Below are 13,042 nucleotides of genomic sequence, written 5' to 3'. Positions count from 1 at the left end.
CCATGTGCAGTCCTGTCGCTACCGTCGCCGAAACACGAATTTTTCCGACGAGGGGGCAAAGATGCAGGACTGGCTGACCATGACGGCATGTGACCTGGGCCGGGGGATCGGCATGGGTCAGATCGATCCCGAGGAACTGACCGAGGTCTATCTGGCGGCCATCGACGCCCATCCGCACCGCGACCGCATCTATGCCCGCGTCACGCATGACCGCGCCCGCGCCGAAGCCCGCGCGGCCAACGAACGGGCGGCCCAAGGGCTGCGCCGGTCCCTGCTGGATGGGGTGCCGATCAGCTGGAAGGATCTGTTCGACACCGCCGGGATCGGAACCGAGGCCGGATCGGCCCTGCTGCGCGGCCGGGTTCCCGACCATGACGCAACCGTTCTGCGCAACGCGACGGCCATGGGCGCGGTCTGTCTGGGCAAGACGCATATGAGCGAGCTGGCCTTCTCGGGCCTTGGCCTGAACCCCGTCACCGCGACGCCGCCCTGCGTGAATGACGAAAAGGCGGTTCCGGGCGGGTCGTCCTCGGGTGCGGTGGCGTCGGTGGCCTTTGGTCTGGCGGCCTGCGGAATCGGCTCGGATACGGGCGGATCGGTGCGCATTCCGGCCGCGTGGAACGACTTGGTGGGGCTGAAAACCACGTCGGGGCGGTTGAGCCTCGAGGGCGTGGTGCCCCTGTGCCTGCGGTTCGACACGGTCGGCCCGCTGGCGCGGTCGGTCGAGGATGCGGCGCAGATGCTGGCGCTGCTGGAAGGCGGAACGCCGGCCGATCTGCGGGGCGCCAGCCTGAAGGGGCGGCGGTTTGCCGATCTGCAGACCATCGCGCAGGACGATCTGCGCGACGCGCCACGCCAGGCCTATGCCGAGGCGCTGGACCGCTTGCGTGATGCAGGGGCCGAAATCGTGCCGCTGGAGGTGCCGGAACTGGTCGAGGCGATGGGCCTGTCCGGTGTCCTTTACACCACCGAAGCCTATGGCCTGTGGCGCGACGTGATCGAGGCCAACCCTGAGGCGATGTATCCCGAAATCCTTGAACGGTTCCGCGCGGGCAAGGGGCATTCCGGCCCGGATTACGTGGCCGCGTGGTCGCGGCTGAAAGCCTGCCGGTCGGCCTGGGACGCGGCCACCGCCGGCTTTGACGCGGTTCTGGCCCCCACCGCGCCGATCCTGCCGCCGGATCTGGACCAGCTGATGAACGACCATGACTACTACGTCACCGAGAACCTTCTGGCCCTGCGCAACACCCGGATCGGCAACCTGATGGGGCTGGCGGCGCTGTCGCTGCCCACCACGATACCGTCCTGCGGGCTGATGATGTTGGGCTATCCGGGCTCGGAAGAGGCGCTTTTGCGGCTAGGTGCGGCGGCCGAGGCTGTTCTGACCTGAATGCCACAATCCCCTGATTCGGAACCTCTTTGTCTGGACGCGCGGGGGTTCGGCCTGTAATCTGCTGGAAAACCGGGGCGCCAATGATCCCGGTATCGAGGCAGCAGTCATGAATTTCCCCGAGCGGTTTTCGAACCTACCGGCCTATGCTTTTCCGCGTCTACGCGCCCTGCTCGACCATCACGCGCCGGGTGGCGATGTCGTGCATATGACGATTGGCGAGCCCAAGCATGACTTTCCGGCCTGGGTGACCGATGTCATTGTGGAAAGCGCCGCCGGATTTCAGAAATACCCGCCGAACGAGGGGTCCGACGCGCTGCGCGGGGCCATCGCCGACTGGATCGACCGCCGCTATGGCGTGCGGATGGACCCCGAAACCAACATCATGGCGCTGAACGGTACGCGCGAGGGGTTGTACAACGCCGCCATGGCGCTTTGCCCCGAGCAGAAGAACGGCCAGCAGCCGATCGTTTTGTGCCCCAACCCGTTCTACCAAGTCTACATGGTGGCCTCGATCTCGGTCGGGGCGCAGCCGTATTTCGTGCCCGCCACCGCGGCCACCGGGCATCTTCCGGACTATGCCGGCCTTCCAGAGGATGTGCTGAACCGCACCGCCGTGGCCTATATCTGTTCGCCCGCCAACCCGCAGGGTGCCGTCGCCTCGCGCGACTACTGGGCCGATCTGATCCGGCTGGCCGAGCGGTACGATTTCCGCATCTTCGCCGACGAGTGCTATTCCGAAATCTACCGCGACGCGCCGCCCACCGGCATCCTGACCGTCGCGCAGGAGCTGGGCGCCTACCCCGAGCGGATCACGCTGTTCAACTCGCTGTCGAAACGCTCGAACCTGGCGGGGCTGCGGTCGGGGCTGATCGCGGGCGGGCCGGAAAGTATCAAGCGGGTCAAGCAGTTGCGCGCCTATGCCGGGGCGCCCTTGCCGTCGCCGTTGCAGGCCGCCGCGGCCAGGGTCTGGGCCGACGAGGCGCATGTTCAAGAAAACCGCGCGCTGTATCAAGAAAAATACGCGATCGCCGATCAGGTGTTTGCGGGCGTTCAGGGCTATATGCCGCCCGAGGCGGGGTTCTTTCTTTGGCTGCCCGTCGAGGATGGCGAGCAGGCCGCATTGAAGCTGTGGCGGGAAACCGGGGTTCGGGTCCTGCCGGGCGCATATCTTTCACAAGGGGATCCGGGGCAGAACCCGGGCAAAGGCTTTATCAGGGTCGCGATGGTGGCCCCAAAAACAGAGATGCAGCGCGGGCTGATCACGCTCCGCGACTGCATCTATTCGTGAGGTACGAGGGCACATGGCATCTTACAACGCGCGCAACCGCGACCCATTGTTGGACAGCACCACCCAGGCCGCGATCGAGCGGCGCAGCAAGGAACTGATCGGGATCGCCTTGATCTTGGCCGGCCTGGCCGCCGCGGCGATGATCTGGTCCTACACGCCGGATGATCCGAACTGGATGGTCTCGACCGACGCGCCGGTGCAGAACTGGCTGGGCCGGTTCGGCGCTTCGATCGCCGCGCCGTTGTTCATGATCGTGGGCTGGGGCAGCTTTGGCATCGCGCTGGTGCTGGTCGGCTGGGGCGTGCGCTTTGCCGGCCATTTCGGCGAGGATCGCGCCGTGGCCCGCCTGATTTTCGCGCCGATCTGGATCGCCGTGCTCTCGGTCTATGCTGCAACCCTGGTGCCCGGCGCCGAATGGCGCGCGACGCACAGCTTTGGTCTGGGCGGTCTGTTCGGCGATACGGTAATGGGCGCGCTGCTTACGCTGTTGCCGATCTCGTCGCATTTCATGGTCAAGCTGATGTCGCTGGCCATGGCGGCCGGAATGCTGGCGTTGGGCGTCTTTGTGCTGGGCTTCACCAAGTCGGATGTCCGGCGCGGGTTCCGGGCTTTCCTGCTGGGTCTGGTGATGGCCTATGACATGTTGATGACCGCGCTGGGGCAGGGGGCGTCGGCCACCGCCCGGGCCGCACAGGCGCGCCGGGAAAAGTGGCAGGAACGCAAGGCAACCCAAGCCGCCGGTGCCGAATTCGAGGATGAACTGGCCTATGCCGATCCGGTCTTTGAAGAGCCCGAGATCGCAGCCCCCGAGCCCGTCAAAACGGGCCTGCTTGCGCGCATGCCCGGCCTGATCCGCCGCCCTGAGCCGATGCCCGAACCCGAACTGGTCGATCCGGAACCCGTTACCGGATATGACGAGATGCCGGGCGAGGACCGGATCCGCTCGAAGATCTCCGCGGTGATCCAGAACCGCAAGGTCGCCACCGGTGAAATCGCGCCCGAGCCCGATCCGAACCGCCCGCTGACCAAGGGGCGCGGCCGCGGCCCTGACCCGCTGATCCTGAATGCGCCGCGAGCGGGCAACCTTCCGCCCGAACCTCCGTTGACTGCTGCCGGGCTGCCGCCCGAGCCGCCGTTGACAGGTCACCCGACGCAGCCTTCTGCGGAAATGGAGACGTTCGCGGAAGACCGGCTTTCGACATATGCGCATGAGGATATCGACGACGATCAGGTGTTCGAGGATGCAGAGGACCCAATCGCCGAGGCACGCCCCGCGATGAAGATCCCGGTTGCCGAACCGCGCAAGCCGGTTGTGGCGCAGCCAGTCCGGCGCAACGTTCTGCCGTCGCGACGGGCTCAGGCCGAAGCGCAGCCCAGCCTGTCTTTCGAAGAGCGGCACACGGATTTCGAACTGCCGCCACTCAGCCTGCTCACGAACCCGTCGGGCATTCAGCGTCATCACCTCAGTGACGAAGCGCTGGAGGAAAACGCGCGGATGCTGGAGAACGTGCTGGATGATTATGGGGTCAAAGGCGAGATCGTCAGTGTCCGCCCCGGCCCTGTCGTCACGATGTACGAGTTGGAACCCGCACCGGGCCTGAAAGCCAGCCGCGTGATCGGGCTGGCCGATGATATCGCCCGGTCTATGTCGGCGCTGTCGGCGCGTGTCTCGACCCTGCCCGGACGTTCGGTCATCGGTATCGAACTGCCCAACGAGAACCGCGAGATGGTGGTCCTGCGCGAAATCCTGGCAAGCCGCGATTTCGGCGACGGCACCCATGCGCTGCCGCTGGCGCTGGGCAAGGATATCGGCGGAGACTCGGTCGTGGCCAACCTGGCCAAGATGCCTCACCTGCTGATCGCCGGGACGACCGGTTCGGGCAAGTCGGTGGCGATCAACACAATGATCCTGTCGCTGCTCTACAAGCTGACACCGGACGAATGCCGCCTGATCATGATCGACCCAAAGATGCTGGAACTTTCCGTCTATGACGGCATCCCGCACCTGCTGTCGCCGGTCGTGACCGACCCGAAAAAGGCGGTGGTTGCCCTGAAATGGGTCGTCGGCGAGATGGAGGACCGCTATCGCAAGATGTCCAAGATGGGCGTGCGCAACATCGCCGGCTACAACGGCCGGGTGAAGGACGCGCTGTCCAAGGGCGAGATGTTCAGCCGCACGGTCCAGACCGGGTTCGACGACGAAACCGGAGAACCCGTTTTCGAGACGGAAGAGTTCGAACCCAAGGCCATGCCCTATATCGTCGTCATCGTCGACGAGATGGCCGACCTGATGATGGTGGCCGGCAAGGAGATCGAAGCCTGCATCCAGCGTCTGGCGCAGATGGCACGGGCCTCGGGCATCCACCTGATCATGGCCACGCAGCGCCCATCGGTGGACGTCATCACCGGCACGATCAAGGCCAACTTCCCGACCCGGATCTCGTTCCAGGTGACGTCGAAAGTCGACAGCCGGACCATCCTGGGAGAGATGGGGGCCGAACAGCTGCTGGGGCAGGGCGATATGCTGTACATGGCCGGCGGCGCCAAGATCACCCGCTGCCACGGGCCGTTCGTGTCCGATGAAGAGGTCGAGGAGGTCGTGAACCACCTCAAGCAGTATGGCCCGCCCGACTATGTCGGCAGCGTGCTGGACGGCCCGTCCGAGGACAAGGCCGACAATATCGACGCGGTTCTGGGGCTGAACACCGGCGGTAACACCAATGGTGAGGATGCCCTGTACGATCAGGCGGTTGCCATCGTGATCAAGGATCGCAAGTGTTCAACGTCGTACATCCAGCGGAAACTTGCCATCGGCTACAACAAGGCTGCACGGCTGGTCGAGCAGATGGAGGACGAAGGCGTTGTTTCGGCAGCAAATCACGTGGGCAAACGCGAAATCCTCGTCCCGGAACAGTAGGATATTTAATAACAAGGGCAGAGCGCATATCTGTGTGTCATGAAACAGATTGCCTTTGCCCTTGCCCTTGCTTTGACTGCCCCTGCAGCCTGGGCCGCCGACAAGCTGCCCTTGTCGCAGATCTCGAACTATCTGAACGGACTGAAGGCCGTTCAGACGACGTTTACCCAAGTCAACGATGACGGATCGCTGAGTACCGGCAAGCTGTGGCTGCAGCGCCCCGGCAAGATGCGGTTCGAATACGATCCGCCCAACAGCGCGGTGGTGCTGGCCAATGCCGGCACCGTGATGGTGTTCGACCCCAAATCGAACCAGCCGCCCGAGCAGTACCCGTTGAAGCGCACACCGCTGTCGCTGGTTCTGGCGCGCAACGTGAACCTGTCGCAGGCCAACATGGTAGTCGGCCACACATTTGATGGCACAGCCACGGTCGTCACCGCGCAGGACCCGAAAAACCCCGAGTCCGGGCGGATCGAGCTGATGTTCACGGCAAATCCGATCGAGTTGAGGAAATGGGTCATCTACGACAACGCCGGGGGTCAAACCACGGTGCTGCTGGGCCCCCTCAACGAAGATGTCAGAATCGACAGCGGCCTGTTTTCGAACAAGGCGCGGCGCGGGTCAGAAAACCGCTGACCCGCAGCTCTTTCAGTAGCGGCAGCTGGACAGCTGCGCCTGGTACATCTGCGCACGTGCGTCCACGTCATTGGCCACGTTCAATAGCCAGGTCTTGCCGTAATGGCTGCCGCGTGCGTAACCCGCGCGACCTTCGTGATACGCCAGATACTGGTTCCGCGTGTCGCTGGTCGAGATGCCGATCTTCTGACTGCTTTTGTTCATGTACCAACCGACGAAATCTGATGCGTCACGAATGCGGTCACGCTTGGCGCGCCGCTTCCCGGTTTCGCGCTGGTATTCTTCCCAGGTTCCGTCCAGGGCCTGGCTGAAGCCATAGGCGCTGCTCTGACGGCCCATCGGAATAACCCCAAGAACATATTTGTGGGGCGTCCGGGCGTCGTGACGATAGCGGCTTTCTTGGTAGATGGTTGCCATCTGGACATGGACCGGAACACCCCATTTGCGTTCGGTGCTCTTGAACGCCTTGATCATGTCCGGCCGCTCGCGCGCGATGGCGCAAGCGTCATTGAGGTTGCTGGGCGGACGCTGTGCGCCGCCCCCACAGGATGCCAAAAACAGCACCCCGAAGAGTACGAGAAGTTTTCTGCTCATGTGCCTCGTGCCTTTTTTCTTTATTCTAGCGCAGATTGCAGGCCGAGGAAATCACAATCGTATAAGAAACCCTGCAGCAGGCCGTCGACTGTCAGGCATAGGTTCACAGACTGTTTCCGCGAATTTCAGATCAATGATTGGCAATTGCCGGCGGAAAGGTTTAGTAAGTGCCTTGGGGGCTGAGACAATGCTGAAGACAAATGCAAAGTACCGCCTGGGCCAGGTGGTTCGTCACAAGAAACATCCCTTCCGAGGGGTGATTTTTGACGTGGATCCGGAATTTGCGAACACCGAGGAATGGTACGAGGCAATTCCCGAAGACAGCCGCCCGATCAAGGATCAGCCGTTCTACCATTTGCTGGCCGAGAACGATCAATCCTTCTATGTGGCTTATGTATCAGAGCAAAATCTGATTGCCGACCAGTCTGGCGAACCTGTTGATCATCCTGATATTCCCAACATGTTCGGGCCGTTTCAGGACGGCAGCTATCCGCTGCACTTCCAACTGAACTGATACGGTGTTGACGCCGTTGCGGCGTCAGTAACCCAAAGCGCAACCGTCCTTTCGGGGGTCGCTGGCGCCCTCCAATACTCCGCTTTGACGGATTCGGATCGCCTGGGCGCCGCCCAGAGGCGTTTCCGTTTCGACGACATTGTGCCCCATTTCCGACAATTGTTGCGCGATCCTGCGATCGTAACTGGGTTCGATCTTCAAGATCGAACCGTCGGCAAAAACGCGGGGTGCGTCGACGGCGTGCTGCAGCCCCAAGTCGAAATCCAGAAGGTTGGAAACCAGGCGCGCGTGGCCTGTCGGCTGATAGGCCCCGCCCATCACGCCGAACGGCATGGCTATCTGACCGTTTTGCTTCAGCATCGCGGGAATGATCGTGTGCATCGGGCGCTTGCCGCCGCCCAGCTCGTTCGGATGTCCCGGTTCAAGGTTGAAACCACATCCGCGGTTCTGCAGGAGTATGCCAAATTTTTCCGAGGCGATGCCCGATCCGAAGCTGTGGAAGATCGAATAGATCAGAGAAACAGCCATACGGTCCCGGTCGACGACCGTGACGTAAACTGTGTCCTTGTGCACGGCTTCGGTCAGCGGCGCTGCGGCAGTCATGGCGCGCCGGGGATCAATCAGCTCGGCCAGCTTTGCCGCCGTTTCCGGCGCCAGAAAATGTTCCATGCGCGACGACTGATCCGGGTCGGCGATGAACCGGTTGCGTGCATCGTAGGCCAGCTTGGTCGCCTCGGCTTCGATATGCGCCCGTTCGGCGCCCGACGGGTCCATGCCTGCAATGTCGAAATGCTTGAGGATGTTGAGAAGCAGGATCGCAGTCGCGCCTTGTCCGTTCGGCGGATGTTCCAGCAGTTCAGCGTTGCGGTAGTCACCTCCGACCGGTGAGGCTTCGATGAACTTTGTGTCGTGAAAATCGGTGGCCGAATGGATCCCGCCTCGAGAATTCAACGCGGCCAGCATGTCATCGGCGATTTCGCCCTCGTAAAAGGCGTCACGCCCATTTCGGGCCACGCGACGCAGGACTTCTGCCTGACCCGGAGCGCGGAACATCTGACCTGTCGTTGGGGCGCGGCCGTCGATCAGATAGTGATCCCGGGCTGCGCCCTGCAGCGTTTCGGCCCCGATCGACCAGTCAAGCGCGACGCGGGGTGCAACCGGAACGCCCGTTTCGGCATAGTGAATTGCAGGTTGAAGAAGGGCCTCGATCCCCAATCGACCCTCGGCCTCTGACAGGTGGCAGAATGCATCGACAGCCCCGGGGATCGTCACCGCTTCGGGGCGGTCAAGTGGCACAGCAGCCAACCCACGGGCCCGCAGATCTTCGGCCGAGGCTCCAGCGGGCGCCCGCCCGGATCCGTTCAGCGCGCGAACCTTCGTTTCGCCGGCGCGATTGTAAAGAACGAAACAGTCGCCACCCAGACCTGTCATCTGCGGTTCGCAGATGCCCAGAAGTACGCCCGCGGCAATGGCCGCGTCCATTGCGTTTCCGCCGCGGCCCAGAATATCCAGCGCCACCTTTGCAGCCAGCGGATGCGAGGTTGCGCACATCCCTTCGGTCGACAAAACCTCGGAACGGCCGGGGGCGTGGAAATCGCGCATGGAATGGGTCTCCTCCTGAACGCGTCGACACTAGGGTGCCGTTGGCTGATGTCCAGTCATTTCAAGGAGAAGGTCCTCGGCGCCGTTCACTGGGTGGGGGCTGTGACACATGGCGCCGAGGGAAGCTATCTGAGCTACCCCTTGTTTCTGCCCGTCGTTTGCGGCGCGACAATGGTCCGATCTGGGCGTTATTGTGGCCGATCCGCTTTTTTTGTGCGCTCAAACCGCAAGAATAGCAGGTTTTGGCCGTTTCTGCGGTCATACCGCACCTCGTCGGCCAATGTGCGGATCAGGAACCAACCGAATCCACCTTCGGGCAGGTTTGAAGTATCGGTTTCCACACTGGCAGGAATGCCATCAGGCATCTTCAGGCCGGGCAAGGGGTGCCCGGTGTCAGTGATCTGGACCTCCAGGTAATCTTTGGAGTCCAGCACGGAAACCCGAACCATTCCGGGCGCGCGCTCAGCATAGGCGTGTTCGACAACATTGTTGATCGCCTCGGCCAACACGATCTTGATGTCGGCAGTCTTTTGCCCCGGCAAACCGAGATTCGACAGCCCCGCGTGCAACGAAGCGATGGCGCGGCTGGCCTCGGCTTCGACGGCAGGGAACGCCACTTCGAGTCGGCCGTCTTCGCAGTTGACTGTCACGCCATTTGCCCCCTGACGCTTCACTCCAACTCGGAGGCCAGCGCGTCATCCAAGTTGGGATGCAGTTTGAAAACCGTATCCATCCGCGTCAGCCGAAAAACCTTTGCCACGACAGGCTGCAATCCCGCCAGTTCCAGCCTGCGCCCATTTCCAAGTTGCTTCATGGACGCCACGATCGCGCCCAATCCACTGGAGTCTATGAACTCGACCGCAGACAGGTCCAGGATGATCCGACTGGCGCCATCTGCGGTTTGGGTCCGCATGTCTTCCTTGAACTGTATCGCCATGGCGGCGTCGATGCGGGCGGCGTCGACTGTGATGATCTGCGTCTCGCCTGTCGTTTTGCTGCTCAGTGCCACGTGACTCCCCTCGGATTCCGTCGATCGATCGTAGAAATACGCTAGACGGCATTTCTTACCATTCGGTATCCAAGCACTCGACAAAAGGAGGAGTCGTCACATGAAAGAGGTTGTGATCGCTGGTGCGGCCCGGACGCCGATGGGCGGGTTTCAAGGAATGTTCGACGGCGTGCCTGCGGCGGAACTGGGTGGCGTCGCCATTCGCGCGGCGCTTGAAAACGCCAAGACGCAGACGGTCGACGAGGTTTTGATGGGCTGCGTTCTGCCCGCCGGTCAGGGGCAGGCTCCGGCGCGGCAGGCAGGGTTTGCGGCAGGTCTGGGTGAAGAGGTGCCTGCGACCACGCTGAACAAGATGTGCGGGTCGGGCATGAAGGCGGCGATGATGGCGTTCGATCAGATCGCGCTTGGCCATGCAGACTCGATGGTTGCGGGTGGGATGGAAAGCATGACGAATGCGCCCTACTTGCTGCCCAAGATGCGCGGCGGGGCTCGTATCGGTCACGGCCAGGTGGTGGATCACATGTTCCTGGACGGGTTGGAAGATGCCTATGACAAGGGCCGCCTGATGGGCACTTTTGCCGAAGACTGCGCCGAGGCTTATCAATTCACCCGAGAGGCGCAAGACGAATACGCGTTGAAATCGCTGTCGAATGCGCTCGAAGCGCAGGCCAGTGGGGCCTTCTCGGACGAGATCGCAGCCGTCACGGTCCGAAGCCGCAAAGGTGAAATCATTCAGGATTCGGACGAGCAGCCCAAATCGGCGCGACCGGAAAAGATACCGACGCTGAAGCCGGCATTCCGCAAGGATGGCACGGTGACGGCGGCCAATTCCTCGTCAATCTCGGATGGCGCAGCGGCGCTGGTTCTTGCTGCGGCTGACACGGCCGAGGCGCGCGGCCTGAATGTACGTGCCCGCATCCTGGGCCACGCGAGCCACGCCCAGGCGCCCGGCCTTTTCACGACGGCTCCGGTCCCGGCCGCGCAGAAGCTGCTGGAACGGATCGGTTGGAGCAAGGACGACGTGGACCTGTGGGAAGTGAACGAGGCTTTTGCCGTTGTTCCGATGGCCTTCATGCACGAAATGGGCCTGCCGCGCGACAAGGTCAACGTCAACGGAGGCGCCTGCGCCCTCGGTCATCCGATCGGTGCCTCAGGTGCACGTATCATGGTGACGCTTCTAAATGCACTCGAGAAGCGTGGCCTGAAGCGCGGAGTGGCCGCGATCTGCATCGGAGGCGGCGAAGGCACCGCAATCGCGATCGAGCGGGTTTGACGCTTTGGCATTTTGCCATTAGCTGAACCGGGCCGCAGAGGTTGCGGCCCGGTTGCACATTGGAAATGACCCCATGAAAGCTGACTACGCGCTCTTGTCCAAAACCATCGAAGCCCTGACGGAAGGTGAAACTGACCAGGTCGCTCTGATGGCCACCGTCGCCTGCGAGGTGCATCACAGCGACGACCGCTTTGACTGGACAGGGTTTTACCGTGTGACCGAGCCGGAGTTGTTGAAGATCGGACCCTATCAAGGCGGGCATGGGTGTTTGGTCATTCCGTTCTCGCGCGGGGTCTGCGGGGCAGCAGCGCGGACCGGAGAGGTTCAGCTGGTCCCGGATGTGGATGCGTTTGAGGGGCACATTGCCTGTGCCTCGTCGACCCGGTCCGAATTGGTTCTGCCGGTGCGGGACTCTGCGGGGCAGGTCATCGGGGTCTTTGATATCGACAGCGATCAGCCCGATGCGTTCGAGCAGGCCGATGCCGATGGGCTGTCGCGTATCCTCGCGCAGGTTTTCGGGCGTCTGTAGAACCTTTATTCCGGTTCGATTCCCGAGGCTTTGAGCTGAGAGTCCGGCTCCACGTGAATGATGGTCCGGGCCTCGGGCAGCTTTTCCGCGATTGCATCTTCGATCGCGTCACAGATGTCGTGGGCGTCACCGACTGTCATGTTGCGATCGACGACCAGGTGAAATTCGATGAACACGGCTTTGCCGGCCCGACGGGTGCGCAGATCGTGGATCTGCAAGGCTCCCTGAGACGAGTTCCGAACGGCGGCCTCGATGATGTCCGTGTCCTCGGTGTGGGCAGCTGAATCCATCAGATCTCCGGCCGAATGGAAAATGACCTTCCAACCTTCGCGCAGAATATTCGCGGCCACCAGAATGGCCAGCAACGGGTCAAGAACGGCCCAGCCTGTGAGCAATACCAGGATCAGTCCCAACAAGACCCCGGCCGAGGTCCAGACGTCGGTCATCAGGTGGCGCCCATTGGCGGTCATGGCCGGCGAGCGCCGTTTCTGACCCGCCGAGATCAAGACGCGGGCCCAGACCAGGTTCAGGACCATGGCCGCTGCGTTCACGGCCAGTCCGATCGGTCCGAGCTGGTCCAGGTGAGGCGCGAACAAGGCGCCCCAGGCTTCCTGAATGATCAGGATTGCGGCGAGAACGATCAGGGTCCCCTCGGCGATGGCCGAGAAGTTCTCGGCCTTGTGATGTCCGAAAGGGTGATTGCTGTCGGCAGGACGCTCTGCCATCCGAATGGCAAACCACGCCAGCAGCGCGCCGACCACGTTGACCAAAGACTCCATTGCGTCGGAATACAGAGCGACCGACCCGGTCAAATGCCATGCCAGGACCTTGAGCAGCAGCACCAGCAGGGACACCGCCACTGACCCGATGGCCAGCGCCTGGGACGAAGTTCTGTCAATCATGTGCAACCATTGCCCGATCGCACTGCCAATTGCCAGTTTCAAACAGAACTGTAGGTGAGGAACAGGTAGATCGCGCCCGCCTGCAGAGCCGCAATGGCATACAGCACAGTCGTCAGCCGCTTTTTCCGGGTCTTGTGCCCGAATATCCAGCGACCCAACAAAGCTGCGGGGCTGCCGCCCAACAGCGCCAGTCGCAAAAGCCACTTCTCCGGGACACGCCGCCTGCGTCGGATCGCCCGCAGCTTGTCCCAGCCGAACACCAGCAAAGTCAACGCGTTGATGGCCCAGAAATACAGAATGACGATCCACATTCCGCAGCCATAGCGTGGAAGGATCAGGATCGGTAGTGAAAAATCTCTTGGAATTTTCACCGATTCGGGACATC

General features: G+C 62.2%; 13 protein-coding genes. 7 read left to right on the top strand and 6 right to left on the bottom strand.

Features of this window, described 5'->3' with window-relative positions; genetic code table 11:
• Window positions 1–61: 61 nt before the first annotated feature.
• The 4 genes from ACR3EK_RS13545 to ACR3EK_RS13530 all read left to right on the top strand — a co-directional run bounded on the left by ACR3EK_RS13545 (window position 62) and on the right by ACR3EK_RS13530 (window position 6,234).
• A complete protein-coding gene (locus ACR3EK_RS13545; RefSeq protein WP_480633622.1) occupies window positions 62–1,390 on the top strand; it encodes an amidase in 1,329 nt (442 codons plus the stop codon).
• 109 nt (window positions 1,391–1,499) lie between these two features.
• Window positions 1,500–2,681, top strand: coding sequence for an aminotransferase class I/II-fold pyridoxal phosphate-dependent enzyme (locus tag ACR3EK_RS13540; RefSeq protein WP_480633621.1), 1,182 nt, complete (start codon window positions 1,500–1,502; stop codon window positions 2,679–2,681).
• A 13-nt stretch (window positions 2,682–2,694) separates the two neighbouring features.
• A complete protein-coding gene (locus ACR3EK_RS13535) occupies window positions 2,695–5,598 on the top strand; it encodes a DNA translocase FtsK (RefSeq protein WP_480633620.1) in 2,904 nt (967 codons plus the stop codon).
• Window positions 5,599–5,637: 39 nt separating this feature from the next.
• Window positions 5,638–6,234, top strand: coding sequence for a LolA family protein (locus tag ACR3EK_RS13530; protein WP_170342281.1), 597 nt, complete (start codon window positions 5,638–5,640; stop codon window positions 6,232–6,234).
• Between the two features lie 12 nt (window positions 6,235–6,246).
• On the opposite strand, the gene ACR3EK_RS13525 is transcribed toward ACR3EK_RS13530, so the two are convergent.
• On the bottom strand, window positions 6,247–6,828 hold the full coding sequence (locus tag ACR3EK_RS13525; RefSeq protein WP_093964271.1) for a transglycosylase SLT domain-containing protein: 582 nt from the start codon (window positions 6,826–6,828) through the stop codon (window positions 6,247–6,249).
• Between the two features lie 187 nt (window positions 6,829–7,015).
• Between ACR3EK_RS13525 and hspQ the strand changes: the two genes are divergently transcribed.
• On the top strand, window positions 7,016–7,342 hold the full coding sequence (hspQ, locus tag ACR3EK_RS13520) for a heat shock protein HspQ (RefSeq protein ID WP_170342283.1): 327 nt from the start codon (window positions 7,016–7,018) through the stop codon (window positions 7,340–7,342).
• 24 nt (window positions 7,343–7,366) lie between these two features.
• Here the strand turns inward: hspQ and ACR3EK_RS13515 are convergent, their stop codons facing one another.
• The 3 genes from ACR3EK_RS13515 to ACR3EK_RS13505 form a co-directional block, all read right to left on the bottom strand.
• Window positions 7,367–8,944 (bottom strand): gamma-glutamyltransferase family protein, encoded by a 1,578-nt coding sequence (locus tag ACR3EK_RS13515; protein ID WP_480633619.1) that lies wholly within the window; start codon window positions 8,942–8,944, stop codon window positions 7,367–7,369.
• A gap of 188 nt (window positions 8,945–9,132) precedes the next feature.
• A complete protein-coding gene (locus ACR3EK_RS13510; protein ID WP_170342288.1) occupies window positions 9,133–9,594 on the bottom strand; it encodes an ATP-binding protein in 462 nt (153 codons plus the stop codon).
• Window positions 9,595–9,614: 20 nt separating this feature from the next.
• Complete coding sequence (locus ACR3EK_RS13505) at window positions 9,615–9,953, bottom strand: STAS domain-containing protein (RefSeq protein ID WP_480633618.1); 339 nt, start codon at window positions 9,951–9,953, stop codon at window positions 9,615–9,617.
• 100 nt (window positions 9,954–10,053) lie between these two features.
• On the opposite strand from ACR3EK_RS13505, the gene ACR3EK_RS13500 reads away from it, so the two are divergent.
• Complete coding sequence (locus ACR3EK_RS13500) at window positions 10,054–11,226, top strand: acetyl-CoA C-acyltransferase (protein WP_170341327.1); 1,173 nt, start codon at window positions 10,054–10,056, stop codon at window positions 11,224–11,226.
• 73 nt (window positions 11,227–11,299) lie between these two features.
• Entirely contained in the window at window positions 11,300–11,755 is a 456-nt protein-coding gene (locus tag ACR3EK_RS13495) for a GAF domain-containing protein (RefSeq protein ID WP_170342295.1), read from the top strand.
• Window positions 11,756–11,760: 5 nt separating this feature from the next.
• Here the strand turns inward: ACR3EK_RS13495 and ACR3EK_RS13490 are convergent, their stop codons facing one another.
• A complete protein-coding gene (locus ACR3EK_RS13490) occupies window positions 11,761–12,657 on the bottom strand; it encodes a cation diffusion facilitator family transporter (protein WP_170341329.1) in 897 nt (298 codons plus the stop codon).
• A 38-nt stretch (window positions 12,658–12,695) separates the two neighbouring features.
• A complete protein-coding gene (locus ACR3EK_RS13485) occupies window positions 12,696–13,028 on the bottom strand; it encodes a DUF1294 domain-containing protein (RefSeq protein WP_367647887.1) in 333 nt (110 codons plus the stop codon).
• Between the last annotated feature and the right edge of the window lie 14 nt (window positions 13,029–13,042).

It is taken from the genome of Ruegeria sp. BC8, assembly GCF_056535705.1.
This window is presented reverse-complemented; position numbering and strand designations above follow the sequence as displayed.

Coding starts and splice junctions, on each gene's coding strand:
- ACR3EK_RS13545 (WP_480633622.1), top strand. CDS start 62: ATGCAGGACTGGCTGACCATGACGGCATGTGACCTGGGCCGGGGGATC.
- ACR3EK_RS13540 (WP_480633621.1), top strand. CDS start 1,500: ATGAATTTCCCCGAGCGGTTTTCGAACCTACCGGCCTATGCTTTTCCG.
- ACR3EK_RS13535 (WP_480633620.1), top strand. CDS start 2,695: ATGGCATCTTACAACGCGCGCAACCGCGACCCATTGTTGGACAGCACC.
- ACR3EK_RS13530 (WP_170342281.1), top strand. CDS start 5,638: ATGAAACAGATTGCCTTTGCCCTTGCCCTTGCTTTGACTGCCCCTGCA.
- ACR3EK_RS13525 (WP_093964271.1), bottom strand. CDS start 6,828: ATGAGCAGAAAACTTCTCGTACTCTTCGGGGTGCTGTTTTTGGCATCC.
- hspQ (WP_170342283.1), top strand. CDS start 7,016: ATGCTGAAGACAAATGCAAAGTACCGCCTGGGCCAGGTGGTTCGTCAC.
- ACR3EK_RS13515 (WP_480633619.1), bottom strand. CDS start 8,944: ATGCGCGATTTCCACGCCCCCGGCCGTTCCGAGGTTTTGTCGACCGAA.
- ACR3EK_RS13500 (WP_170341327.1), top strand. CDS start 10,054: ATGAAAGAGGTTGTGATCGCTGGTGCGGCCCGGACGCCGATGGGCGGG.
- ACR3EK_RS13495 (WP_170342295.1), top strand. CDS start 11,300: ATGAAAGCTGACTACGCGCTCTTGTCCAAAACCATCGAAGCCCTGACG.
- ACR3EK_RS13490 (WP_170341329.1), bottom strand. CDS start 12,657: ATGATTGACAGAACTTCGTCCCAGGCGCTGGCCATCGGGTCAGTGGCG.